At 59.7% G+C, this 22003-nt stretch carries 22 protein-coding genes and 1 tRNA gene; 3 read left to right on the top strand and 20 right to left on the bottom strand.

Annotated elements, in window-relative coordinates; genetic code table 11:
• Nucleotides 1-16 precede the first annotated feature (16 nt).
• The gene (locus ABGM91_RS00435) at nt 17-1492 is read right to left on the bottom strand and encodes a mannitol dehydrogenase family protein (RefSeq protein ID WP_354832858.1); all 1476 of its coding nucleotides are present in this window, start codon (nt 1490-1492) and stop codon (nt 17-19) included.
• Between the two features lie 317 nt (nt 1493-1809).
• Here ABGM91_RS00435 and ABGM91_RS00430 point away from each other — a divergent pair, with 317 nt between their 5' ends.
• Nucleotides 1810-2772, top strand: a complete 963-nt coding sequence (locus ABGM91_RS00430) for a PfkB family carbohydrate kinase (RefSeq protein WP_354832856.1) — start codon at nt 1810-1812, stop codon at nt 2770-2772.
• 140 nt (nt 2773-2912) lie between these two features.
• On the opposite strand, the gene ABGM91_RS00425 is transcribed toward ABGM91_RS00430, so the two are convergent.
• From ABGM91_RS00425 to ABGM91_RS00375, 11 genes are all read right to left on the bottom strand, one after another.
• Nucleotides 2913-2998: transfer RNA gene (locus ABGM91_RS00425), tRNA-Leu, on the bottom strand.
• Nucleotides 2999-3100: 102 nt separating this feature from the next.
• Nucleotides 3101-3616 carry a hypothetical protein gene (locus tag ABGM91_RS00420; protein ID WP_215428359.1) on the bottom strand — a complete coding sequence of 172 codons (516 nt, stop codon included), beginning with the start codon at nt 3614-3616 and terminating at the stop codon, nt 3101-3103.
• Entirely contained in the window at nt 3613-4419 is an 807-nt protein-coding gene (locus tag ABGM91_RS00415; RefSeq protein ID WP_354832853.1) for a tRNA threonylcarbamoyladenosine dehydratase, read from the bottom strand. The genes ABGM91_RS00420 and ABGM91_RS00415 overlap by 4 nt, the downstream gene beginning before the upstream one ends.
• A gap of 2 nt (nt 4420-4421) precedes the next feature.
• Nucleotides 4422-5225, bottom strand: coding sequence for a TIGR00282 family metallophosphoesterase (locus tag ABGM91_RS00410; RefSeq protein WP_354832851.1), 804 nt, complete (start codon nt 5223-5225; stop codon nt 4422-4424).
• Between the two features lie 33 nt (nt 5226-5258).
• Complete coding sequence (locus tag ABGM91_RS00405) at nt 5259-5729, bottom strand: universal stress protein (protein ID WP_102713589.1); 471 nt, start codon at nt 5727-5729, stop codon at nt 5259-5261.
• Between the two features lie 84 nt (nt 5730-5813).
• Complete coding sequence (gene trpS, locus ABGM91_RS00400; RefSeq protein WP_215428362.1) at nt 5814-6779, bottom strand: tryptophan--tRNA ligase; 966 nt, start codon at nt 6777-6779, stop codon at nt 5814-5816.
• Between the two features lie 180 nt (nt 6780-6959).
• A complete protein-coding gene (locus ABGM91_RS00395; RefSeq protein ID WP_354832848.1) occupies nt 6960-7814 on the bottom strand; it encodes an NAD-dependent epimerase/dehydratase family protein in 855 nt (284 codons plus the stop codon).
• The gene (ispD, locus tag ABGM91_RS00390) at nt 7811-8506 is read right to left on the bottom strand and encodes a 2-C-methyl-D-erythritol 4-phosphate cytidylyltransferase (protein WP_354832846.1); all 696 of its coding nucleotides are present in this window, start codon (nt 8504-8506) and stop codon (nt 7811-7813) included. Before ispD ends, ABGM91_RS00395 begins: the two co-directional genes overlap by 4 nt.
• A complete protein-coding gene (locus ABGM91_RS00385) occupies nt 8503-8958 on the bottom strand; it encodes a GatB/YqeY domain-containing protein (RefSeq protein ID WP_354832844.1) in 456 nt (151 codons plus the stop codon). The genes ispD and ABGM91_RS00385 overlap by 4 nt, the downstream gene beginning before the upstream one ends.
• 117 nt (nt 8959-9075) lie before the next feature.
• Nucleotides 9076-9990: an SMP-30/gluconolactonase/LRE family protein gene (locus ABGM91_RS00380; protein WP_215428366.1), complete on the bottom strand. Its 915-nt coding sequence runs from the start codon at nt 9988-9990 to the stop codon at nt 9076-9078.
• Between the two features lie 130 nt (nt 9991-10120).
• Complete coding sequence (locus tag ABGM91_RS00375) at nt 10121-11677, bottom strand: 2-isopropylmalate synthase (protein ID WP_215428367.1); 1557 nt, start codon at nt 11675-11677, stop codon at nt 10121-10123.
• Nucleotides 11678-11685: 8 nt separating this feature from the next.
• Here ABGM91_RS00375 and ABGM91_RS00370 point away from each other — a divergent pair, with 8 nt between their 5' ends.
• Nucleotides 11686-12723 (top strand): fumarylacetoacetate hydrolase family protein, encoded by a 1038-nt coding sequence (locus tag ABGM91_RS00370; RefSeq protein ID WP_354832841.1) that lies wholly within the window; start codon nt 11686-11688, stop codon nt 12721-12723.
• A gap of 56 nt (nt 12724-12779) precedes the next feature.
• The gene (locus ABGM91_RS00365) at nt 12780-13148 is read left to right on the top strand and encodes a rhodanese-like domain-containing protein (protein WP_215428369.1); all 369 of its coding nucleotides are present in this window, start codon (nt 12780-12782) and stop codon (nt 13146-13148) included.
• 185 nt (nt 13149-13333) lie between these two features.
• On the opposite strand, the gene ABGM91_RS00360 is transcribed toward ABGM91_RS00365, so the two are convergent.
• From ABGM91_RS00360 to ABGM91_RS00325, 8 genes are all read right to left on the bottom strand, one after another.
• The gene (locus ABGM91_RS00360; RefSeq protein WP_354832839.1) at nt 13334-14128 is read right to left on the bottom strand and encodes a PEP-CTERM sorting domain-containing protein; all 795 of its coding nucleotides are present in this window, start codon (nt 14126-14128) and stop codon (nt 13334-13336) included.
• A 565-nt stretch (nt 14129-14693) separates the two neighbouring features.
• Entirely contained in the window at nt 14694-17276 is a 2583-nt protein-coding gene (locus ABGM91_RS00355; protein ID WP_354832837.1) for an ATP-dependent Clp protease ATP-binding subunit, read from the bottom strand.
• Nucleotides 17277-17303: 27 nt separating this feature from the next.
• Complete coding sequence (locus ABGM91_RS00350; protein WP_215428372.1) at nt 17304-18359, bottom strand: protein arginine kinase; 1056 nt, start codon at nt 18357-18359, stop codon at nt 17304-17306.
• Between the two features lie 5 nt (nt 18360-18364).
• Nucleotides 18365-18856, bottom strand: a complete 492-nt coding sequence (locus tag ABGM91_RS00345; protein WP_215428373.1) for a UvrB/UvrC motif-containing protein — start codon at nt 18854-18856, stop codon at nt 18365-18367.
• A gap of 112 nt (nt 18857-18968) precedes the next feature.
• A complete protein-coding gene (locus tag ABGM91_RS00340; protein WP_215428374.1) occupies nt 18969-19832 on the bottom strand; it encodes a metal ABC transporter permease in 864 nt (287 codons plus the stop codon).
• Nucleotides 19829-20635: a metal ABC transporter ATP-binding protein gene (locus ABGM91_RS00335; RefSeq protein ID WP_354832834.1), complete on the bottom strand. Its 807-nt coding sequence runs from the start codon at nt 20633-20635 to the stop codon at nt 19829-19831. The genes ABGM91_RS00340 and ABGM91_RS00335 overlap by 4 nt, the downstream gene beginning before the upstream one ends.
• On the bottom strand, nt 20626-21063 hold the full coding sequence (locus ABGM91_RS00330; RefSeq protein ID WP_354832832.1) for a hypothetical protein: 438 nt from the start codon (nt 21061-21063) through the stop codon (nt 20626-20628). The genes ABGM91_RS00335 and ABGM91_RS00330 overlap by 10 nt, the downstream gene beginning before the upstream one ends.
• On the bottom strand, nt 21060-21992 hold the full coding sequence (locus tag ABGM91_RS00325) for a metal ABC transporter substrate-binding protein (protein ID WP_354832830.1): 933 nt from the start codon (nt 21990-21992) through the stop codon (nt 21060-21062). Before ABGM91_RS00325 ends, ABGM91_RS00330 begins: the two co-directional genes overlap by 4 nt.
• Nucleotides 21993-22003: the final 11 nt, after the last annotated feature.

The raw sequence follows: 22003 nt of genomic DNA, 5'->3' as shown, positions 1-22003 counted from the left end.
ATGAAGGATTGTATGACTACGGAAGAACCAATTGTTCCAGAACGGGGAGGACGCCGTCTTGTTCAAGTTTCTCCACCATCTCCAGATACTGGCCGGCGAACTTGTCCGCCGCCTTCAAATCCGTGCTCCGGAAGGGGGACAGGGCAAGGAAATCCAGCGGGTCGCCGCTGGCGATCAGTTTCCGGTCCTCTTTCGTCAGCCAGGGTTCGTTCACTTCGTAAGCCTGTCCCCGGTCATCCTTCCCGTGCTTCAGGTAATGGCGGTAGGCGGCTACGAAAAACGCCAGGCGTTCCAGGTCTGCGCCGTCCCTGATCATCTTCGTTAAAACGGGCATCACATACACGGGAATCTTGGAAACGCCGTCAAAGCACAAGCGGCTGATCTGGTCGCTCACCGCCTTGTTGCCGAAGCGTTCCAGCAGGGTCTTCTTATACAGCTCCAAATCCGTGCTCCCCGGCGGTGGAACGTAGGGGCCCGCGTCCCGGTCCATGAAAAGGCGCAGGTAGCGGGCAAACCGCTCATCCCCTACCGCCTCGTCCACCCGTCGGTACCCGGCTAGAAAGGCGGGGTAGGACAGCAGGGAGTGGGACGCGTTCAGCAGGCTGAGCTTCATGTTCTCATAAGCGGAAACGTCGTCCGTAAACTCAACGCCCACGGCTTCCCAGTCCGGCCGCCCGGCAATGAAATCATCTTCAATCACCCACTGGATGAAATCCTCCGAATAGACGGGGGCGGCGTCTTCCACGCCGCTCTGCGCGTCCAGCCGTTTGACGTCGTCCGGCGTGACGGCGGGCGTAATGCGGTCCACCATGCTGTTGGGGAACGTCACGTTCTTCTTCACCCACTGCGCCAGTTCGGGGTCCTGGGCTTCGATAAAGGAAGTAAACGCCTTCCGGGCCGTATCCCCGTTATGCTGGAGGTTGTCACAGGATAAAACGGTTACGGGGCCTGCGCCGTCCTTCCGCCTTTTCCGCAATCCGGCGGCCAGGAAGCCGAAAACCGTACGGGGATGATCCGGGTGTTCCAGGTCATGTTTCACGTCCTTGCTGCCGAGCATGAACTCTCCGGTCTCCTTATCCAGATTGTACCCCCCTTCCGTAATGGTCAGGGTGATGATTTTAGTCCGGGGGTCCGCAATCCTGTCGATGACCTTTTTGGGGTCCTCAGGCCCCCACGCCAGATCCACCAGGGAGCCTATTTCATAAAACTCGTCCCTGCCGTCGCGGCCGCAGACCGTCAGCGTGTAAAGGCCGTCCTGGCTCTTCAGAGCCTTGTAAAGGGGCTCGTCCTGCGGCAGCAGGGCCACACCGGAAATCCCCCATTCATCACGGCCGCCCATGCCCAGAAGCTGGTTCGTGTAAAACTCTTCATGCGCGCGGTGGAAATTGCCCACTCCTATGTGGACGATTCCCGGCTGAATGGTTGTCCTGTCATAGGGAACGGGAGCTCCCGGAATCTTCGCCTTGCCCTGTCGTTTCAGTTCCTTCTTCATCTTGAAATGGGGTATCAATATTTGCCGTCTCATTTAATGGGCATTTCCGGAGAGGCAGGTGTTAGGGATATGCCAGACTTTTTCCCCTACCCGGCGGGTTTATCACGCGCCGCAGGGAGCGTTTGCGGAAAAATCCCGGATTTTCTCTGGGGCGCGGCTTCCTCAGGAAAGGAAAAAATGCCGGAAATGCGCCCTTCCCGGCATGACTGGAATGAACCTCTTTTTCCTTTCCCGGAACAGGCGGCGCGTTCTATGCTTCACTATCTCTCCCGGCTTTCCTTTCCGCCGGAAGAACCACCTTCAACATTTGGAAAAGCATGTATGACGTCGTAGCTCTCGGAGAACTGCTGGTGGACTTCACCCCCTGCGGAGTGAGCGCCCAGGAACTGCCCGTTTACCAGGCCAATCCGGGGGGCGCCCCCTGCAATGTCCTCTCCATGCTGTCCCGGCTGGGGCGCAGGACCGCCTTCATCGGCAAGGTGGGGCATGACATGTTCGGGAAAATGCTCCGGCGCACGCTTCAGGAGGAAGGCATTGACGATTCCGGGCTGGTCTCTTCCCGGGAAGTCAACACCACCCTGGCCTTCGTCCAGATTGACGAACAGGGCGACCGTGATTTTTCCTTTTACCGCAATCCCGGCGCGGACATGAAACTGACCGCCGGGGAGGTGGACATGGCGCTGGTGGAAAACACGCGCGTCTTCCACTTCGGGACGATCTCCATGACGCACGGCGACGTGCGGCGCGCCACCCGGCATGCCGTCAGCCATGCCCGGGAAAAGGGGGCTCTCATCACCTTTGATCCCAATCTCCGGCCTCTCCTCTGGCCCAGTCTGGAGCTGGCCCGGGAACAAATGCTCTATGGCTGCGGCGCGTGCAGCGTCATGAAAATAGAAACGGAGGAACTTCTCTTCCTCACCGGCTGTTCCTCCATGAAGGAAGGACTGGATGCCCTGAAAAGGAAATTCGGCAATCTCCGCCTCATCCTCGTGACGGGGGGCAGGGAAGGCAGTTGGGCTTCCTATGGAGACAGGCTTGTTTACCAGCCTACATTCCTGAAGGTCAACACCATTGACACGACGGGAGCCGGAGACGCCTTTTTTGGTTCCTGCCTGGACTGGATTCTGGAAACGGGACTGGAAAACCTGACGGAAGGACAGTTGGCGGACATGCTTTTATTCGCCAACGCCGCCGCTTCCATCGTGACGACGCGCAAGGGAGCCATCCGCTCCATGCCGGCCCGTGAAGAAGTCCTGGCCCTGATGGCTGAAGGCGTTTAAGGTTTTTTCTCCGGATGCTTCTTCCTGTTCCGGGATTCCATCAAAATTGGCTATTGCTCCAGTCTTTGACGTTTCGGGCTCTCTTTTCCTTGTCAACAAGAAACCCTCTTCAAGCATTTTACTTAAAGAGGGTTATTGAATGGTGCTCGAGAGGGGACTCGAACCCCTACGTCTTATCGACACTAGATCCTTAGTCTAGCGCGTCTACCAATTCCGCCACCCGAGCATAGGTGCCTTAAGGCGGGAAGTTTTTAGCGCACAGGAGCGAATAGATCAAGCTTTTTTCTTCTTTTTATCCTGTTGCTTCCGTTTTTTGAAGGCAGCTTTTTTACCGGACCGGGAGGGAGGTTGCCACGGGCATGATGGCCGGACGCAGGGTGACGGCCTTGGTGTCATATTTTTCCGAGGGCTTGAAGAGCCAGCCGGGATTGGTGTTGATGGGTTCGAACCGGGTCGGCTTGAAGATGGGTAGCTTCAGATTGGAGTTGGGCTCGTAACCGTATTTGCCCGTGTATTTGCCGTACACCCTGTATTCATAGTTGTTGTCATAGGCGTAGCGCGGGCTCCCGGCGTATTCCGGCAGGCGGTCCGGAGTGCGGCAGGAGCTTTCATCCATGATGACGAGCTGGGCCGTTCTCCAGGTCTGGCCCGGCTGGCGCAGGTAGCCCCAGAAGCGGGTTGCCGGGACATGATAGCGGCGGCCGACAAAGTAGTTTCCCCTGGGTTCTCTGGCAATTTCCGCATTGCGGGCGTTGATGCCGGCGATGTCTTTTTCCAGGGAGTTGCACTGGGTCAGGGCGGGAAGAAGAATGGCCCCCAGTAGGGGAAGCAGGAGCTTGTTCATGGTTGCGGTGATGTTTGTTTTTTGTTTAAGAGCGTTTGAATGGCGGCGGAGGCCGCAAAGAAGCCGAAGGTGCCAGTGATGTGGGTGATAGAGCCGAACCCGGCGTCACAACCCATTTTCCCCTGGAATTCCGGGTCGCGCGTGCAGGAGGTTTCTCCGTCACAGGTAGGGTACACGGGAGTTTCCTGGGAGAAGACGCAGGGGATTTTCAGCTTGCGGGCTTTTTCCCCCAGCGGGAGGCCGTAGTCTTTTTTGAGTTTGTAGCGCAGGCTGGAGAGCAGGGGGTCTCCCTTGGTGCGGGAGAGGTCCGCTATTTCTATTTTAGCGGGGTTGACGCGTCCTCCCGCGCCGCCGCAGGTGACCAGGAGCTGCTTGCTGCGGTAACAGGAGGCGATGAGGTGCGCTTTGGGCGCCAGGGAGTCAATGGCGTCTATGATGACGTCCGGTTTCGCCGCCAGCAGTTTTTCTGCGTTGGAGGCCGTGTAGAAGCTGTTGATGGAGATGGTTTCCGCGTCCGGGTTGATTTCCCTGATGCGTGCGGCCATGGCTTCCGTCTTGGACTGGCCGACGGTGGACGCCAGCGCGTGAATTTGCCGGTTCGTGTTGGTGATGCAGAGGTCATCCAGGTCCATCAGGATGATGGTTCCTACTCCGGAGCGGGCCAATGCTTCCGCCGCCCAGGAGCCTACGCCGCCAATGCCGATGACGGCCATGCGGGAGTTCCGGAGAAGGTCCAGCCCGCTGGTTCCGTACAGACGGCCAATGCCGCCGAATCTGGCTTCATGGTCTGTGGCGTTGGGCATGGTCAGGAGGCCGGTTTTTCCACGGTTTGGCTGATGCGGGCAATGTTGAGGGCTTTGCCGGTGGCTTCATCCACCTGCACGACGGCTCCGCAGAGGCGGACGGGCCAGTTGGCCACAGGGAATTTGGCGGGCATGGAGGAGCGGAAGCGCTGGATAATGGGCTCTTTTTCGCGGCCCAGCACTCCCAGGGCAGGGCCGCACATGCCTGCGTCCGTCAGGTAGGCCGTGCCATGTTCCAGGATGGTTTCATCCGCGGTCTGCACATGGGTGTGGGTTCCGATGACGGCGGAAACCAGCCCGTCCAGATTGTACCCGGTGGAGATTTTTTCACTGGTGGTTTCCGCGTGCATGTCCACAAAGATGACGTTAACGCCTTCTTCCTCCCTGAGCCTTCTGGCTTCCGCCTCCGAGATGAGGAAGGGGTTTTCCAGCGGGGGCTGGATGAAGGACCGCCCCTGCACCTGCATGACGGCTATCTTCCCCCTGGGCGTTTCCACCACCACGCTTCCGTGCCCCGGCGTGCCCTGGGGATAGTTGAGGGGGCGCAGTACGCGCGGTTCGGAGTCCAGCCACGGCGCCAGTTCCGCCTGGTCCCAGACGTGGTCCCCGGTCGTGATGACGTCCACTCCGGCATGCAGCAGTTCCTGCGCCAGCCGGGGGGTGATGCCGCGTCCGGCAGCCGCGTTTTCTCCGTTGACGATGATGAAGTCCGCCCCGTGCTCCTTTTTGAGTTCCGGAAGCATGTGCTTCACGGCGGTGCGGCCGGGCTCGCCGACCACATCGCCTATAAAGAGTATGGTAATCATGAAATGGGACGGGTCTTGTGCGGATGGCGGCTTTTATTGTTCTTCCTTGGTGACGGGAACCACCAGCACGGGCACGGGGGATTTCCGCATGACGGAGCTGGCTACGCTGCCCAGGAAGACGGTGGAAAGGAAGCCGTGGTTGTGTTTGCCCACCACGATCATGTCGATGTGGTGTTTTTCAGCGTAGTTAATGACCGCCTCGCTGATTTCGAATTCGTCTTCCACGGCCTGGATGATGGTGGCGTCCGTCAGCCGGGAGAGTTTTTCCGCCGTCTTTTTCAGATGGTTTTTTGCGATGGAGATGACTTCGTTTTCCTCCGTCTGGTCCATGACGGGCACGGGAACTTCATCCGGCAGCACGCCGGAGACTTCATAACAGATACTGGGTTCCACAATGTGGAGCAGGTGGATGATGCTGTCATTGGGGCACGCCAGTTTGCCGATCTGATGAATGACGGCGTCCGTGGCGTTGGAGAAATCAATGGCTACCAGAATATTCTTCATATATTCCTGTATAACATTCCGTGCTTTTCCATGCCACTAAAAAACGTGTTTCACTCCGGGTTCTCCGGCATTTCAACCCCCGGTTCAGATCAGGCCCACGGCCCGGCGCACCCTGTCCAGCACCACGGAAGCCGTTTCCCGCGCCTTGCGCGCCCCGTCTTCCAGCACCTGGTGCACGTAGTCCTGGTTGGCTTCCAGTTCAGCCCTGCGCTCGCGCGCGGTGCGGAAGTATTCCCAGTACGCGTCAAAGAGGCGCTTTTTGAAGTCGCCATAGCCGCAGCCGCCGCTCCGGAAGTCATGGACCATGGTTTCATAGCCTTCCGCGGAGGCAAAGAGCTTGTAAAGCTGGAGGATGATGGAGCCTTCCGTGGACTTGGGTTCCTCCACGGGGGTGGAGTCCGTAGGGATTCTCATGATGAGCTTGCGGACGGCTTTTTCCTCGCCGAAGATGGGGAGGGTGTTGTTGTAGCTTTTGCTCATTTTCTGACCGTCCAGGCCGGGAACGATGGCCGTGCTTTCCGCAATGAGCGCATCCGGCAGCTTGCAGGTGCCTTCCCCGAATTGTTCGTTCATCTTGCCCGCCAGGTCCCGGGTGACTTCCAGGTGCTGCTTCTGGTCCTTGCCCACAGGCACCAGGTCGGAGTCATACATCAGGATGTCCGCCGCCATCAGCACGGGGTAGGTGAAGAGGGCGTTGCTGGGGGAAAAGCCCTTGGCGATCTTGTCCTTGTAGGAGTGGCAGCGTTCCAGCAGGCCCACCGGGCAGACGGTGCCGAGTATCCACGCCATTTCATTGACTTCCGGCACGGCGGACTGGCGGAAAAAGACGCATTTTTCAGGGTCCAGGCCCACGGCCAGAAAGTCTGTCGCCAGGTTTTTGCAGTTTTCCCGCAGGGCGGCCGCGTCATGGACGGTGCTCATGGCGTGGTAGTCCGCCAGAAAGTAGTAGGAGTCTCCGCGTTCCTGCATGCGGACGGCCGGTTCCATGGCTCCGAAGTAGTTGCCGACGTGGAGCTTGCCGCTGGGTTGAAGTCCTGTGATGATACGCATTGCGCGCAGGATTGTGCCCGTTCACGCCCGGCAAGTCAAGAAAGGGGAGAGTCAAAGACTGCCGGGACGGCCGCCCTGGCGCCACGCTTGCCCCGGCAGATGCCCGGCACATTGTTCCTCCCTTTCCTTCTTCTCCGGAAAGCCGCTTGGGACGTGGGGATGGAGGAGTCCCGCCGGGGTTTATTCTTCCAGCGCTTCCAGCACATTGTGCACGCCGTCCGCAAAGCTCGGGTAAAGCGGTTCCCAGCCCAGGGCCAGCAGGCGGGAACAGGAGATCCTCTGGTTGGAAAAGCCGCGGCGCGCCTCCTCCCGGAGCGGTTCGGGCTGTGGAGCGGGCCTGCCCAGGAGCCCGGAGAGATAAGAGTAAATTTCCCCAAGCTGCATGGGGGTGCGGTCCGTCAGGTTGTAGATGCCGGAGGGCGGTTCACGGAGCGTGCAGAGCAGGTGCAGGGCGCCCACGGCGTCATCCCGGTGGATGTAGTTGATCCACCTGTCCATGTCTCCGGGGAGGGCGGTGCCTTCCGTACAGTATTGGGAGACAAGCACGCAACGGTCCGGGCCGTACAGGGCCCCCAGCCGGACGACGGTGCCTCCGGCGGCAAGAACCGCCTGTTCCGCCTGAATGAGGAGGCCGCTTTTTCCCGAGGCGGGATAGACGTTGTGCTCTTCCGTAATCCAGCGGCCGTCCGTGATGCCGTAAACGGAGGTGCTGGAACAGAAGATGACCGGTTTTCCGGGGAAGGCTTCCAGCGTGTTTTGCGTTCCGCGGATGTAGAGGCTGCGGTAGGCATCCTCGCTTCCCCCGCGGGTGCTGGCGCACATGACGATGATGTCCGGGGAGGGAATGCGGGAGGCCAGGCTGCGCATGGAGTCTGCGTTTGTGACATCCGCTTCATAAATGGCCCGCTGTGCGTCTATGTCCGCCGTAAGGGCCGTGTGGCCGGCTTTCCGCAGGCTTTCCGCCAGGGCTTTTCCCAGATAGCCCGTTCCCAGGATAAGGACGGCGCGGGGGGGGGTACACAGGAGGCTGGTCATAGGGTATTGCGGCGGTGCTTGAGTTCCAGCAGAATTTCAGCGCAGGAAATGTCTTCCGGCCAGGTGATCTTGGGGTTGGGCCCATGGTTGTGCACCAGGCGGGTAGGGTGGCCGATGAGCTGCAGGGCGGTGACTTCATCAGTCACCTTCATGTTTCGTTCCGTGACTGCCGCGTAGGCGTCCAGGAGCAGTTGATATTGAAATACCTGTGGTGTTTCCATGCACCACAGTCCTTCCCGGTCCACCTGTTCCGGAAGCGTAAAACGTTCTTCATTGGCGCGTTTCAAGGTGTCCGTCACGGGGTGGGCTGAAGCGGCTGCTCCACATTCCCTGGCGGTCTGGATGCAGCGGGAGATTTGCTCCACCGTAATGAGGGGGCGCGCGCCGTCGTGCACGGCTACGAGCCCGGGCGTGTAAAGCAGGGCCGCCAGGCCGTTTTTTACGGATTCGTGCCGTTCGCTGCCGCCATCCACGCGGGTGACGGGCACTTCCGTCTCCATGTCCGCGGCGTTAATGGCGCGGAAGCGTTCTTCCGGGCAAACCACCACGATTTCTGTGATTTCCCGGGAGCCGGCAAACGCCCGGATACTGCGTTCCAGCACCTTGACTCCGTGCAGGGGCGCCAGGAGCTTGTCAAATCCGGCGCGCCGGGAAGACCCGGCCGCTACGATGATGGCGGCGCAGCCTTTCATGAGAGTCTGGCTGATACCATCCGGGCCAGTTCCTTGCCGTTGACCCTCCCGGCGGTGCGTTCCTGCATGAGTTTCATGACCTGGCCCATGTCCTTTTTGGTGGCGGCTCCCGTTTCCTTCATCACGTTTTCCAGAATGGACGCCGTCTCCTCCGCGGTGAGCTCCGCAGGCATGAATTGCTTGAGGACGATCATTTCCGCTTCCTCCTTGTCCGCCAGTTCCGGACGTCCGGCGGACCGGAATTGTTCCATAGAGTCTTCACGCTGCTTGATTTGCTTGCGGACCACGGCCAGTTCTTCCGCTTCCTCCAGAGGAGTGCCCAGGCCTCCTTTGGCGATGCCCGCGTTCGTCAGGGCCGTCTTGAGGGCGCGCAGGGTATTGAGAGTGACGGAGTCTTTTGCTCTCATGGCGGTTTTCATCCCTTCCATGATTTGGTCTGAAATCTTGCTCATATCTCCATTAACTAAACGCATCCCCGGTGCACTTCAAGCCGTAAATTGAAAAAGGCCGCCAGCGGGGGAGATGCCACTGGCGGACCGGGAGAGGGTGTAAAAACGGAATAGTTCCGGTTATTTTTTCCCGCCAATGGGCATGATGTGGATTTTCTTTTCCGTCATGCCCGGAGCCACGATCATGGAGTCATACAGGATGAAGTCCGCCGTGCCTTCAATGGGGCCGGTGGCCACCGGAGCGGAACGCCCCGTTTTCAGGTCCAGCCTGCGGATGGCTTCCGGTTTTTTGTCCTTGGACCAGTCGCTGTAATAAAGGGCGTTGTCCCGGTAGGCCAGGCCGTCATACTGTCCCCGTTCCTTGGAAAGTTCCGTGACTTCACGGGAGACGGGGTTGATGGAGAGCAGGCGGCCGCTGGGCTTGCCTTTTTCATCCGTGGCATATTCGCAGAGGTAGATGACTTTTCTTTCCGGATCCCAGGCCAGGCCGTTCGGCTTGTAAATGGGCTGCTTGGTGACCAGCTCCCCGTAGGAACTGGTGTTTGTGTCCACATAGAAGATCTGGTTGGTATCCGTGGAGGAGACCATGAGCCTGCCGTTAATGAACGCCAGGTCATTGAGGAATTTCATGCGGGAGGGGGACAAGTCCACATACCCTTCAATGGTGCCGGTTTTGGCGTCTATCTTGTAGACCATGTCCACATCCGTGCAGTACAGGAAGCCGTCCTGGTACAGAAGCCCCTTGGGAGCGTCCAGGGTGTCCACCTCCGTGATTTTCTTAGGTTCCGTGGAGCCGTGCGGGATAACGCCCAGGTAGCCGTCCTTGTCCTTTTCCGTGGGCGTCAGCTTGGCGCCGATGCAGGTGAAGTAAATGTTGCCTTCCGCATCAGCCGCCACGCTTTCCGGGTGGCCGTCAATGGAAATGGTGGCTTTTTCCAGCGGAGGGAGGGGATTGGCTGGCGCCGGCTGTTTTTTGGCGGGAGGCGCCGCCAGCACGCTGCCGGCCAGGCAAAGAAGAAGGAATGTTGCTTTCATGGGGTTGTACCGTGTAAAAGGTCATGAATTTATGGCACGGCGGCAGGGGAAAATCAAGCAATAGAAGTTGTCCTCCCCGCTGCCGTGCGGAGGTGCGCCCGGCCCGCATATGCGGGCCGGAGCGCCGGGATCAGATGGCGCCTGCGTCCAGATTGTTGGGCTGGGGCATGTTTTCCATGCGGATGGAGCGGTTGACCGCGTTCAGGTAGGCGCGGGCGGAGGCTTCAATGACGTCCGTGGAGGCTCCCTTGCCCACGATGGGTTTCGCCAGGCCGAAGTCCACGTGCACCGTGACTTCACCCAGGGCGTCCTTGCCTTCGGAGGCGGCGTTGACACTGTAGCCTTTCAGCGTGCCTTTACGTTTGGTAATGCGTTCAATGGCCTTGATGACGGCGTCCACCGCTCCGTTGCCCGTGGAGCTGTCCTCAAACTTTTTGCCTTCCTTGAGCAGTCCAACCGTAGCTGTAGGCCGGGCGTGGCTGCCTGCCACAAATTGCAGGAAGTCCAGTTCCCACAGGCCGGAGGAGGCATGCAGGGAGTCGTCCACAATGGCGGAAAGGTCGTCGTCATAAACGAATTTCTTGGAATCGCCCACTTTCTTGAAGCGTTCAAAGACGGTATTGACCTCCTCTTCCGTAAGCACGTGGCCCAGTTGTTCCAGCCTGGCCTTTACGGCGGCGCGGCCGGAGTGCTTGGTGAGCGGGAGTTCCGTAGCGCCCCAGCCGACTGCCTGCGGGTCCATGACTTCATAGGTTTCCCGGCAGTTGAGGATGCCGTGCTGGTGGATGCCGGAGGAGTGGGCGAAGGCGTTTTCCCCCACGATGGCCTTGGAGCGCTGCACCTGCATGCCGCTCATGCGAGCCACAATGCGGGAGGTGCGGACGATTTCACGCGTGTTGATGTTGTCCGTCACGTCGCCGAATTGTCCGGCGCGGGTGCGCAGGGCCATGATGACTTCCTCCAGGGCCACGTTTCCGGCGCGTTCGCCAATGCCATTGATGGTGCCTTCCACCTGGCGGGCTCCGGCGCGGATGGCGGCCAGGGAGTTGGCTACGGCCAGGCCCAGGTCATTGTGGCAGTGCACGGAGATGACGGCCTTGTCAATATTCGGGACGTTTTCCTTCAGGTGGCGGATGATGCGGTAGAATTCGTCCGGCGTGGTGTAGCCCACGGTGTCCGGAATGTTGACGGTGGTGGCTCCGGCGTCAATGACGGTCTCCACCACCCTGGTCAGAAAGTCCAGGTCTGTGCGGGAGGCGTCTTCCGGGGAGAATTCCACGTCCTGCACAAATTGTTTGGCGTAGGATACGCCTTCCGCGGCCATGCGCAGGATTTCCGTTTCCGCCTTTTTCAGCTTGAACTGCATGTGCAGCTTGCTGGTTGCCAGAAAGATGTGGATGCGCGCGCGGTCCCCGGCGGGTTCCAGGGCCCTGGCCGCCGCTTCAATGTCCGCCTTCACGCAGCGGGCCAGCCCGGCGATGCGGCATTTTTTGATTTCACCGGCAATGGTGTGCACGGCTTCAAAGTCGCCGTCGGAAATGCAGGGAAAGCCGGCCTCGATCACGTCCATGCCCAGCCGTTCCATCTGACGCGCCACTTCCAGTTTTTCGCGTAGGTTCATGGATGCTCCGGGGCATTGTTCTCCATCGCGCAGGGTAGTGTCAAAAAAGTAGATTTGGTCGGACATGAATTGATATGATTAAGTGCCCATATAATAGTGTTTTGCTCCGGCAAGGCAAGCCCTACGCGCTGCATTCCTCCACAGGGGGGCGGGAGGGCGGCGGAAGGCCGCCCCGGGTAAAGAATGACGGAACCGTTCTTTGCGCAAAAGGGGAAAAACTGTACAGTGAAAGGGTGAAAATAAGATTTTACCTGAATGACCAGGCGGAACGCATCATGGCCCTGTGGAGTGAAAGCCGTGGAGAATACCTGGTGGCGGATTCCGTGGTTGCGGAGGTGGATGCCTGCATTTGCGGGGAAACGGATTCCTGCGGGGAGGAGATGAAGCGCATAGCGGAGTTTCTGGACAATCCCGCCGCCAAGGCTGTGGACCCGGACTGGATGATTGATACCGCGCTGCCCTGTTCCCCCTCCAAGCTGGTGTGCCTGGGGAAGAGCTATGCGGCCCACGCGAAGGAGTTTGACGGCGATCCCGTGCAGGAGCCGGCTATTTTCCTGAAATCACCTTCCGCCATCACCTCTTGCAGTGACGTCGTTTTATATCCCCCCGGCTGCGATAAGCTGGATTATGAGATTGAACTGGCCGTAGTGATTAAAAATGTGCTGAAGAACGCTTCAACGGAAGAGGCCGCAAAGGCCATCAGCGGCTATACCCTGATGTGCGATTATTCCGAACGGGCCAATCAGTTGGAACACGGCGGCCAGTGGACCAAGGGGAAGAGCTATGACAGCTTTGCTCCCATGGGGCCCACGTTTATTTCCGTGGAGGAACTGGGGGACGGCTCCGGCATTCCGCTGGAATTGAAGGTGAACGGGGAAGTGCGCCAGCATGGCAATACGGCCGGCCTGATCTGGCCCGTGCCGGAGTTGCTTGCCTACATTTCCCGTTTCATGACCTTGTGGCCCGGGGATGTAGTCTCCACCGGAACGCCGGCAGGTGTGGGCATGGGGATGAATCCGCCGCAGTATTTGAAGCCGGGGGACGTGGTGGAGTGGGGCAGCCCCGCTTTCGGCTATGCTTCCCAGGCGGTGGTGATTGATGACGAAGCCTGAAAAAGTCTTGAGAGTTTTTTCTTGATTCCGCCGTTGCGGTTTAGTGAAGTGGAAACGTGAAAAACGTGGTTTTTTATGTGGTCATGGTGACCGGACTGACCGCCATTTTCGTATGGCTGAAGGGGCGTAATGCGGAACGCGTTCCTGCGGCTTCCTCCATGGTGGTGTCTCCGGACGCTGGAACCCCTCATGAAATTCTTCTGGTGGACGTCCGCACCCCGGAGGAGTACCGCACGGGCCACAAGGAGGGTGCCGTGAACATTCCGGTGGATGAACTGGAAGAGCTGGCGCCGCAACTGCTTCCGGATAAGAATGCCGTGATTCTGCTGTATTGCCGTACGGGCAAGCGGGCGGACAAGGCTGTGGAAACCCTCAGGAAAATGGGGTATTCCCATCTGGAAAACCTGCACCGGTTTGAAATGTAGCCCGCAGCTCCTTTTTAGTGCGGGGTTCTCCATGCGCGCGGTCACGCCGTGTCCCGGGCCGGAGCAGGTTGATGAGTATAATGTAAAAGAGGTGCGGAAGTGCGTCAATAGGCTGGCTGATCAATAAACAAGCTCCGGCCGTTTGTATAAAAACAGCCGGAGCTTGATGAAGATGAAACAGGGGGTTACGCCCGTCTGCGGCGCATCAGCAGAACGCCCAGGCCCAGCAGGCCGAGGCTGGCCGTGGCGGGTTCCGGAACGGAGGTGAGGGCCAGGGAATTGATGCTTCCGCTTCCGCCCTGGGACTGGATATTGAGCTGGGTTCCGTCGGCTGCCACATCGAACGTATAGGTAACCACCATCCAGTCTCCGGTATGCGTGTTGCCTGTGACGGTGGCGCCGTTCAGCGTAGCGCCGGAACCGGTGGAGTAGTTGTCCAGACTGGCGGAAATGTTGGAGATGCCGCTGCCGTCAATGCTGAAGGAAGAAGTGTTGCCCGTACCGTAGTTGTTTCCGCGCCCTACCAGCATGGTGAGCGTGTAAGTGCCGGCGGACAGGTTGTTCAGGGACATCGTGAAATTGGCGTTGGCGGAACCGCTGGTGTTAATAACGCCGCCCATGGGATTGCCCGTGGACATATCCTGGCCGAAAATATCGTAAAATTTATTGTCCAGGCCCAGCGCAGAGTCTTTGGCGGAGGAATCAGTCAAAACACCGCCGCTCCCGCAACAGACGCCGCCGGTTGTCAGGGTGATGCCGGTAGAGTCGCCGCCGCTGGTTACCAGTGTTCCGGAAGTATAGGAAGAGGAGCTTCCAGTAGAGATTTTATTCACTTTTTGGCCGGATTCTCCCAGATACGTACCGTCAACAACAGCGGTACCATTTCCCGAATTAATCCCGAATGAAATGAGAACGGTGGAAGCTTGGGCCGCAACCGCCGCTCCCGCCATGGCTGCCAGAATGAATAATGTCTTCTTCATACTATCAATGAGATATGTGATTGGAAATGTTAGAACACCCTTCCTAGGAATAAGAAAGTAGCGGATTTATAATCCGGAGTCAAGCTTCAGTTCTAAAAGCAAGTCACTTGTGTTAAACGTTCGTTTCATTATTAAAACTTCTCCCGGAAGGAAAAATTGTTTTGTTGGGAATAACCGTACCAGAAACGCGGCATGCCTCTGCGGCAACCGGAATTCACACGTCTGCCAGAACATACTGCTTTTGAGAAAGGGAAGTCCACTGACGCTCAAGTTCCTATTCAGTTGCCGCATAGGCCTGGGACGCTCCTGATGCTGCCGGGTATTTTCCGTTTTCCCATGGAATGCTTCCCTCATCATTGAAAGTGGATAGGAAGGATATGGCCGTCACCAGGATTTAATTCATAACGGATTATAAATCCGCGCCATTTAAAAAGCGGGAGCAGGGCTTGTTTGTGGCCCGGAGAGGTTTTTGTTCCGGTGTCAGGGGGAGGGGCGTTCCTTCCAAGAAGAAAACCCTCCGCATGGATTCATGCGGAGGGTTCCAGTTTAATGGTTGTCCGTAGGGTTATTCCGCCTTCGGCTTGCGGGGCGTCCTTTTACGGGGCGTCTTGGCTTTCGGAGACGCCTTGTCCTTGACGTGCAGGAAGGTGAGCGTTTCCGTTCCGTCCGTTTCCACGGCTTCAATCTTGTCGCCGGGTTTCACGTCTCCCCGCAGCAGGGCTTCCGCCAGCGGGTCTTCCAGCAGCCGTTCGATGGCGCGGCGCATGGGCCGTGCGCCGTACTGCGGATCATAGCCGTTTTTGATGATCAGGCTCAGGGCTTCCGGGCTCAGGGCCAGCGTGATGTTCTTGGTCTTGAGGCGGGAGATGAGCTTGTCCGCTTCCAGCCTCACGATGCGTTCCAGGTCATCCCGTTCCAGCATGCGGAAGACGGAGATGTCATCAAAGCGGTTCAGGAATTCCGGGCGGAAGTGCTTGCGCGCTTCCTCCAGGATTTTTTCCTTCATGGCCGCGTAATCCGCGCTGTCGGCAGACATGGCGCCGAAGCCCATGGTGCTCTGCCTCTTGGCGGAGGCGGCCCCCACGTTGGAGGTCAGGATGATGATGGTGTTGCGGAAGTTGATCTTGCGTCCCAGGGAGTCCGTCACGCTGCCTTCTTCCAGAATCTGGAGCAGCAGGTTCATGACGTCCGGGTGGGCTTTTTCCACTTCGTCAAAGAGGATGACGGAGTAGGGCCTGCGCCGGACGGCTTCCGTGAGCTGGCCGCCTTCGTCATGGCCTACGTAGCCGGGAGGCGAACCGATGAGGCGGGACGTGGTGTGTTTTTCCATGTACTCGCTCATGTCCACCTGGATCAGGGCGTCCGCGGTGCCGAACATGATTTCCGCCAGGTTGCGGGCCAGATAGGTCTTGCCCACCCCGGTGGGTCCCAGGAAGAGGAAGGAGCCGATCGGGCGGCGCGGGTCCTTGATGTCCGCGCGGCTGCGCCGCAGGGCGCGGGCGATGGCGGAGGCCGCCTCGTCCTGGCCGATGACCTTGCTTTTCAGTTCTTCCTCCATGCGCAGAAGCTTGGTGGTCTCCTTTTCCTCCATCCGGGCCAGCGGAATGCCGGTCCATTTGGCAAGCACGCTCATCACGTCTTCATCCGTCACGGGAACGTAATTGGTCTCATAGGAGTTCCGCCAGGTGTCCAACATGTTCTGGAGTTCCGCCTTGGCCTGCTTTTCCTCGTCGCGGAGGCGGGCGGCGTCCTCAAAGAGCTGGGCTTCCACGGCCTGGTCCTTGCGTTCCCTGATTTGCTCGATTCCGGCTTCCATCTCGCTGATGTGGTCCGGACGCGTCATCTGGGAGACGCGCTTGCGGGCCCCGGCTTCATCCAGGATGTCGATGGCCTTGTCCGGCAGGAAACGCCCCGTGAGGTAACGGTGGGAGAGCTTGGCTGAGGCTTCAATGGCTTCCTTCGTATAATGCACCTTGTGGTGTTCCTCATATTTGGGCTGGATGCCGGCCAGAATCTGGATGGTATCCTCCACGGAGGGTTCCCCCACCTGCACCTGCTGGAAGCGGCGTTCCAGGGCGGCGTCTTTCTCAATGTGTTTTCTGTACTCATTGAGCGTGGTGGCGCCTATGGCCTGGAGCTCCCCGCGGGAGAGGGCGGGCTTGATGATGTTGGAGGCGTCCATGGAGCCTTCCGCAGAGCCCGCGCCCACGATGGTGTGCATCTCGTCAATGAAGAGGATGACGTTGCCTTCCCGGCGTATTTCATCCATCACGGCCTTGAGCCGTTCTTCAAACTGGCCGCGGTACTTGGTGCCGGCCACCATCAGCGCCAGGTCCAGGGAGATGACCCTCTTGCTGCGCAGGAGTTCCGGAACGTGGCCCTGGGCTATTTCCTGGGCCAGCCCCTCTACGATGGCGGTTTTACCCACGCCGGCCTCACCCAGCAGGACGGGATTGTTCTTGTTCCTGCGGCACAGAATCTGGATCACGCGCTCAATTTCCGAGGCGCGGCCGATGACGGGGTCCAGCTTGCCGTCCTTGGCGAGCTGGGTCATGTCCCGGCCGAAGGCCTGGAGAGCGGGCGTCTTGGACTTCTGCTGCCTGGAAAAGGAGGGGGAGGAAGGCTCATCCGCCGGGATGGCGGGGGAGTCGTTTTCCTCCTCGTCGTCATCGTCGTCCGGGATGATGTTGTCTTCATCCGCGTCCATCTGGTACTTGGGCGTGAGTACATCCAGCAGCTCGCGGCGCGCCTGTTCCAGGTCCACGCCGAAGTGGCGCAGAATCTGCCCGGCCACGCCGTCTCCGTCCCGGATGAGGCCCAGGAGCAGGTGCTCCGTGCCCACGTACGTGTGGTTGAGTTCCTGGGCTTCCCGGTTGGCCATGGCCAGGACTTTGCGCACCCTGGGAGTGTAGGGGATGTTGCCCTCGGCCTGGGGTTCCGTGCCCCGGCCTATCTGTTCCTCCACCTGCCTGCGCACGGCGGTAAGCTCCACCCCCAGGTTTTCCAGGATGGTGACGGCTACGCCCTTGCCCAGCTTGAGCAGGCCAAGGAGCAGGTGTTCGGTTCCTATGTAATGATGATTGAAGCGGTCCGCTTCCCGGCGCGCATGCGCCAGCACTTGTTGCGCCCTAGGCGTAAAGTTGTTCATGTTTTATGAAGATGTTTTGTTGTTGCATTAATCTCCGGACAGTTCCTTCCGGATAATATCCGCACGGATCTGGTCCCTGTGTTCCGGGGTGGTTTGGTCCGTGGTGGACAGGCGGGCCAGGTGGGCCGGCTGAATGTTCAGTATGGTTTTATTGACGTTTTTTAATGCCTGGTGGGAAAAGATGTCCAGGGAGGCTCCCATCCGGAGGAAGGAGAGCAGCCCCAGGGCCTCCTGCGTGGAGAGCAGGGTGGCGTTGGTCAGGAGGCCGTAGGCGCGGGAAACGCGGTCTTTCACCTGGAGGGTGGAGGCCTGGAGAAGCCGCCTGCGTGCGTTCCATTCCTGATGGGCCAGGTCCGAGGTGAAGCGGGTCATGCGTTCCACGATCCGGTCCTCACTGTCTCCCAGCGTGGTCTGGTTGGAGATCTGGAACAGGTTGCCGGTGGCTTCCGTTCCTTCCCCGTACAGGCCGCGGACGGTGATGTTGAGCTGCACGGCCGCCTGGACGACCTGCTGCATCTGTTCGGAGATGACCAGGCCCGGCAGGTGCATCATGACGGAGGCCCTCATGCCCGTGCCCAGGTTGGTGGGGCAGGCGGTAAGGTACCCCAGCCGCGTGTTGTACGCGTACGGGAGCTTGGCCTCCAGCTCGGAATCTATTTTGGAGATGGCCCCCCATGCCTTTTTAAGCTGGATACCGGGCAGGATGTACTGCAGGCGCAGGTGGTCCTCCTCATTGAAGAGGATGCTGGCGTTCTGGCTGCGTGAGATGAGCACCGCGCAGCCTTCCGCGCGCGCGGCCAGTTCCCGGGAGATGAGGTGGCGTTCCACCAGCAGCTGCTTCTGCTGCTGGGTGAGTCCGGAGAGTTCCGCGTAGTAGCCGCCTTTCATGACGGGGATTTGGCGCGCTTCTCCGGAAGTAAGCTTCAGCGTGTCTTCCCTCTGCTGGCGCGTGGCCCAGCCGGGAAAGGGGGTGGCGGTCAGATTGCGTGCCAGGCGGATGCGGGAGGTCAGAACGATGTCGTGTTCATCCCGTGATTCCACCATCCATTTGGCGGGGTTGTTCAGTAAGTCGTCAAAGAGCATGTAGGTTAATTGGTCGGCGTGCGCAATTGCTTGATTTGATCGCGGAGCTTGGCCGCGCGTTCATAATCTTCTCTTGCTACTGCCAGGGATAGTTGTTGTTCCAGATCACTGATGGTGTGGGTTTCCGTTTCGCGCTTTTCCGCCCTTTCAGGCGTCTTTCCGTGATGGTGGGAATCAGGCTGAATCTGGGCCAGAAGAGGGAGAATCTCTTCTTCAAAGACGTTGTAGCATTCACTGCAGCCCAGGCGTCCTACATTTTTGTAATCCTGAAGGGTGAAGGAGCAGATCGGGCAGCTTGTGAGCGGGAGGGACTGGAGGGCCGGAATGGGGGCGGAGGGATCCGCTGCTCCTTCCTTGCCGAACTGCCCCTGAAGGTTCGGGAACAGTTTCTCCGCCAGATCAAAGGCGTCCGGGTCCAGCAGGCCCCGCTCCTGGGCGCATTTGGCGCAGAGGCAGAATTTGGTGGATTTCCCGTTGATGATCTGTGTCAGGAACACCGTTGCCGGTGCAGAGCATATCTCACATTTTTTCACAACCCGCATTATAATGGCAACCCCCACGGCGGACTAGTAGTCTGCGTGTCATGGATTGTCATGAAAACGGGCCTTGTTATTGTACGGAGGAAGAATTCTTTCTGCGCTGTTTCAAAAGCCCGCACCGTGATGAATACAAATAGGCTGCGCAGAAGATGGTTCCCAGCACCAGAATGATGGTTGCGCCCAGATGCCAGCCCAGCGGGAAGGACAGGTAGAAGGCCAGCAAAGAGCCCAGGCCGCCGATGATTCCGCCCCCCCAGAAGAGGTGGGAGGGCTTGTTGGTGAGCATGTACACCGTGGCGGCGGGACCGACAAGCAGGCCCAGCGTCAGGAAGGCGCCCACGGCCTGGAGGGAAGACACCAGCACCAGGATGATGAGGGTGAAGATGCCGTAACTGATGAGGCGGGAGGGGATGCCCAGCGTGGTGGCGATGTCTGGGTCAAACAGGTAGATTAGGATGGGGCGCCGGAAAAGCAGCAGGATCAGGACGCTGACGGAGCTGATGGCGAAGGCGATCCACAGGTCGGAGTCGGACAGGCTCATGATGGAGCCGAACAGCCAGTCGTCTATCTTCTGCTGAAGCCCCAGCCGCACCAGCACGATGAAGCCCGCGGCGAAGGCCGTGGTGTGCAGGATGGACAGAGCCGTGTCCTGGTTCAGCCGGGACGTGCGGGAGACGAAGAGGGACCCCAGCCCGACGAGCAGGGCCGCCACCACGGCGCCCGTCAGCAGGCTCCAGCGGGTGAGGCCGAAGAGCAGCACGGCCAGGGCAATGCCCGGCAGCAGGGCACAGGACAGCGTGCCGATCTGAAGGGCTGATTTTTTCAGGATAACCAGCCCGCTGACGAAGCCGTTGGCAAAGCCGATCATGACGCAGGCCAGCAGGGAGCGTTGGGCGATGGGCTCGCGGAGGAATTGAAGAAAATCGTCCATCATGAAAGCCGGGTCGCCGGTTGGGGTTCCATTCCATACGTCTCACTGATGCGCCGGGTGGTAAGCACTTCCCTGGCGGGGCCGAAGGCGACCAGTTCCCGGTTCATCAGCAGGACAGTGTCAAAAATATCCGCCGCCGTGTTCAGGTCGTGATGGGAGGCGATCACCAGGCGGCCTTCCGCCGCCAGGGAATCCAGCAGGTGCCCCAGGGACTGGCACGCGGGGGCGTCCAGCCCCGTGAAAGGCTCGTCCAGCAGGAGGACGTGGGCCTCCTGGGCCAGTGCCCGCGCCAGGAAGGCCCGCTGCTGCTGGCCGCCGGAAAGCTCGGAAATCTGGCGGTCCGCCAGGGACTCCATGCCCAGCACGTGCAGGGACTTCTCCACGATGTCCCGGTCATGCGGCCCGAACTTCTTCCACAGGCCCAGGGCCGGGTAGCGCCCCATCTCCACCAGGGCGCGTACGGTGATGGGGAAGGACCAGTCCACGTCGGAACGCTGAGGCAGGTAGGCTATTTCTCCCGGCGTATCATGCAGGGGGCGGCCATTCCACAGGATTTCTCCGGTATCAGGCCGGATCAGGCCGGCCAGGGCCTTGATCAGCGTGGATTTTCCCGCGCCGTTGGGGCCCATCAGGGCCAGCGTGTGCCCGCAGGTGATGGAAAAGCTGATGCCGTTCAGGGCAAGAAGCCTCCCGTAATACACGCTGAGGTTCCGCACCTCCAGCCGGTGGCGGTCCGGATGGCTGGCGTGGGCCCCCCAGCAGATGTGGTCCCGGGCGCAGTGAGGGTCTGGACTGTTTATTTCCATGAGAAGGAGTAGCTGTCGTTCAGGGAAGGGCCGAAGGACCACCGCGTGGCGGAGGCCGCCTCCCTCCCCTCCGGTTCCAGTTCCAGCGTGACGGGAGTGTCCGGCGTGTTCTCCGGCCACCGGGCGGAAACGGTGAGGGTGACGGAGCCGTTTGCCAGCGGAAGGCCGCATTCCACTTCTTCATGCAGTCCTGGCGCGGCGGACTGCCAGAGGAGGCGGCTTCCCTGGGAGATGGAAAGGAACTCCGGACGGTGCGCGCACCTGACCGTAATGACTGTGGGAACGACGTCCGCGGACTGCTCCGCGGGAGCCGGACGGGACGCTTCCTGCGCCGGAGGGGTCCCGGCCGTCATCCGGTAAAGGAACAGCCCCAGCAGGATGACGACCCCCAGGGCCGGGAGAAACTGTCGCAGGGGGGAGCTGGTCATGGTTTGGGTGACGGGGAAAGGGCTTCCTTGATGATGCCGACGTTCTGCTTGAACATGGTCTCAAAAGTGTGGCCGTCCGGAGCCAGCCCGTCGGTATTGATCGGCCTGGCGACGGGGATGTTCAGGGATTTGGCTATCTCCGTCAGGCTCTTGGGGTTGGAGGAATATTCCGGGAACAGGGCCTTTACCCCGGCGGCGCGCAGTTTCTTCAGCGTGGAGGCCAGCTGGGCGGAATTGCCCTCGTCTTCCCGGCTCACCCCCTGGATGCTGATGCTGCGGAAGCCGAACTCCTTGCAGAAATGGTTCATGGCCGCGTGCCCCGTTACCAGGATGCGGTCTGTTTCCGGAATGTCGGCAAGCTCCTTCCTGGCCCAGGAGGAAAGCTGGTCCATCTTCCTGTTCCACCGGGCCAGTCCCGCCTTGTATTCCTGTTCATGGGCCGGGTCCATTCGGGTGAGGGCGGCAGCCAGGGCGCGGGCGGCGCGTTTCATGTTGGCCGGGGTATGCCACCAGTGGGGGTCATTGGGGCCGTGGGCGCAGCAGTCATCCCCGTGGGCATGGTCATGGTCTGCGGTGTCCGCCGCCACGGGAACGTCCGGAATGGAGGCCCCCAGGTCCAGAATTTGCGCTTTTCCGCCCAGGGCGTCCTTCAGCTTGGGAAGGTACGGCTCCAGATTCTTGCCGGAGGCCAGCACCAAGCGCGCCTGCCCGGCGGCGGCGATGTCCTGCGGTGCGGGTTCAAAGCTGTGCAGGTTTCCGTTGGGGCGCAGCAGGTCCGCCACCTGCACATGGCTGCCGCCGATGGCGCGCGCCATATCTCCCAGGATGGGATGCAGGGCCGCTATTTTCAGGGCGGGGGCATCCTGGGCCTGAAGAGTACAGAACAGGCCCAGAAGACACAGAAAAGGAATCAGAACGCGCCGGAGCATGTTCCGCATTA

It is taken from the genome of Akkermansia muciniphila (assembly GCF_040616545.1).
GTDB lineage: Bacteria > Verrucomicrobiota > Verrucomicrobiia > Verrucomicrobiales > Akkermansiaceae > Akkermansia > Akkermansia muciniphila_E.
Note: the sequence above shows the minus strand (reverse complement) of the source record. Positions and strands in the feature narration are given on the sequence as shown.

Bases quoted from the DNA above. Each gene is read 5' to 3' on its own strand.
- ABGM91_RS00370 (WP_354832841.1), top strand. From the start codon at position 11,686: ATGATTAAGTGCCCATATAATAGTGTTTTGCTCCGGCAAGGCAAGCCC.
- ABGM91_RS00375 (WP_215428367.1), bottom strand. From the start codon at position 11,677: ATGTCCGACCAAATCTACTTTTTTGACACTACCCTGCGCGATGGAGAA.
- ABGM91_RS00395 (WP_354832848.1), bottom strand. From the start codon at position 7,814: ATGACCAGCCTCCTGTGTACCCCCCCCCGCGCCGTCCTTATCCTGGGA.
- ABGM91_RS00325 (WP_354832830.1), bottom strand. From the start codon at position 21,992: ATGCTCCGGCGCGTTCTGATTCCTTTTCTGTGTCTTCTGGGCCTGTTC.
- ABGM91_RS00330 (WP_354832832.1), bottom strand. From the start codon at position 21,063: ATGACCAGCTCCCCCCTGCGACAGTTTCTCCCGGCCCTGGGGGTCGTC.
- ABGM91_RS00350 (WP_215428372.1), bottom strand. From the start codon at position 18,359: ATGCTCTTTGACGACTTACTGAACAACCCCGCCAAATGGATGGTGGAA.
- ABGM91_RS00335 (WP_354832834.1), bottom strand. From the start codon at position 20,635: ATGGAAATAAACAGTCCAGACCCTCACTGCGCCCGGGACCACATCTGC.
- ABGM91_RS00385 (WP_354832844.1), bottom strand. From the start codon at position 8,958: ATGAGCAAGATTTCAGACCAAATCATGGAAGGGATGAAAACCGCCATG.
- ABGM91_RS00405 (WP_102713589.1), bottom strand. From the start codon at position 5,729: ATGAAGAATATTCTGGTAGCCATTGATTTCTCCAACGCCACGGACGCC.
- ABGM91_RS00415 (WP_354832853.1), bottom strand. From the start codon at position 4,419: ATGCCCAACGCCACAGACCATGAAGCCAGATTCGGCGGCATTGGCCGT.
- ABGM91_RS00435 (WP_354832858.1), bottom strand. From the start codon at position 1,492: ATGAAGAAGGAACTGAAACGACAGGGCAAGGCGAAGATTCCGGGAGCT.
- trpS (WP_215428362.1), bottom strand. From the start codon at position 6,779: ATGCGTATCATCACAGGACTTCAACCCAGCGGCAAGCTCCACGTCGGC.
- ispD (WP_354832846.1), bottom strand. From the start codon at position 8,506: ATGAAAGGCTGCGCCGCCATCATCGTAGCGGCCGGGTCTTCCCGGCGC.
- ABGM91_RS00360 (WP_354832839.1), bottom strand. From the start codon at position 14,128: ATGAAGAAGACATTATTCATTCTGGCAGCCATGGCGGGAGCGGCGGTT.
- ABGM91_RS00420 (WP_215428359.1), bottom strand. From the start codon at position 3,616: ATGAACAAGCTCCTGCTTCCCCTACTGGGGGCCATTCTTCTTCCCGCC.
- ABGM91_RS00380 (WP_215428366.1), bottom strand. From the start codon at position 9,990: ATGAAAGCAACATTCCTTCTTCTTTGCCTGGCCGGCAGCGTGCTGGCG.
- ABGM91_RS00430 (WP_354832856.1), top strand. From the start codon at position 1,810: ATGTATGACGTCGTAGCTCTCGGAGAACTGCTGGTGGACTTCACCCCC.
- ABGM91_RS00340 (WP_215428374.1), bottom strand. From the start codon at position 19,832: ATGATGGACGATTTTCTTCAATTCCTCCGCGAGCCCATCGCCCAACGC.
- ABGM91_RS00355 (WP_354832837.1), bottom strand. From the start codon at position 17,276: ATGAACAACTTTACGCCTAGGGCGCAACAAGTGCTGGCGCATGCGCGC.
- ABGM91_RS00410 (WP_354832851.1), bottom strand. From the start codon at position 5,225: ATGATTACCATACTCTTTATAGGCGATGTGGTCGGCGAGCCCGGCCGC.